General features: G+C 46.5%; 1 protein-coding gene. It reads right to left on the bottom strand.

What is annotated here, in order from left to right:
* Nucleotides 1-37 precede the first annotated feature (37 nt).
* On the bottom strand, nt 38-1,192 hold the full coding sequence (locus FW767_RS12920) for a transposase (RefSeq protein ID WP_135993451.1): 1,155 nt from the start codon (nt 1,190-1,192) through the stop codon (nt 38-40).
* Nucleotides 1,193-1,370: the final 178 nt, after the last annotated feature.

Genomic DNA, 1,370 nt, shown 5'->3' with positions numbered 1-1,370 from the left:
CAATGATTCGGTAAAATTTGAGGTTGTTCAGCCTTGGCTAAGCCGCTAACTGAGTCAACCGATGATTTATTTTCTGAATTATTTTGAGATGCGGAGATTTTCCGCAAGTCGAAATAATTGTTGAGGCGAGATAAGATTCAAACATAAGCCGTTTGAACTGCGCTAACGAAAGACCCGGATAATCTTTCCTTATGACCTTTTTGCAGACATTGAGGGCAGTGAAGGAAAGATTGAACGCAAAGTCAAGCCGATCCCTGTCCCGGGTCTGCTGAGACTGGAGTCCTGTGAACTGTTTGGCATCGCGTATGCCGAACTCAATCTGGAAGCGGGTGCGGTAGAAACCGATGATCTTTTCAGGCCTCATGTCGGTGTCGGTGGAGAAGTACAGGAGAGGCTCTCCGTTTTCAACCGGACAGACCACGATACGTATGTCGCGTTTCAATGCCCTCGAGTGTACGACCGCCGTGTGACATCGGGTTTTGTTTCCTTTGGAATCCTCATATATGAATGAAGTGAACACGGACATATCAAGGCTGGAGAAATCCACTTTCTCTCCATACTTTTTCTTTCTGCCGCGTCTTCGCGGGGCGGAGGAATCCGGCATGGCCAGATACCTCAGATATGAGTTGGCACGTAATCTCCCGACAAACCGGAATCCCATGCCAATCACTTCATTTACAAACTCATATTTGGAGAAAAAGGCATCGGCAACCAGAATATCCGTCAGTGAGAGCAGCTCTGTCGCCTTTGACCTGACAAGTGCCATATACCAGTCAAGCATTGACATGTGTCTCTCGGATTCAAGAGTCCTGAAGTCCGGGGACTGAACAGCACCGAGCATCACACATGTATGTTTACTCAGGCTTATTGCCCCGATCGCCATTATCTCCAGACCGCGTTTTACACGTTGTGCCACCCCTGACCAGAATCGGCCTATGCCATACGTCAGGCTGCCGGATTTGGAGATAAACGACGGATCGATTGCCACTGCCATGTCATCGGACGGTCCAAAACAATCCTGCGCCATACCTATGTTGACTTTCATCCAGTCTACGGGTGTCTTGAAATTGGAGGCAAAGGTCTTGGCAGTACGACCGCCATAGCGCGACAGCCGGGTAAAATTGACTTTGCCCGGAATCAACGCCACAGTGCGTATTGTTAAAATCAGCCAGTTGAGGAACCTTTTGCTCATCTTGGTTGTAGTATTTTCAAATACCGACTTGCACCTTAAGGTGAAGTCTTTGAGAATCGCCAATACGTTCATGGTATAATAGTTTTATAATGAACGCTTTGGCGATTCATTTGTATTTGATAATTCGTTATATTAACTTAAGTTTCAACTACTTCTGTAATTTTTACCGAATCATTGT

The organism is Heminiphilus faecis, from assembly GCF_008728965.1.
Lineage (GTDB): Bacteria > Bacteroidota > Bacteroidia > Bacteroidales > Muribaculaceae > Muribaculum > Muribaculum faecis.
The sequence above is the reverse complement of the archived record's forward strand: the minus strand, read 5'-3'. Positions and strand labels throughout refer to the sequence as shown.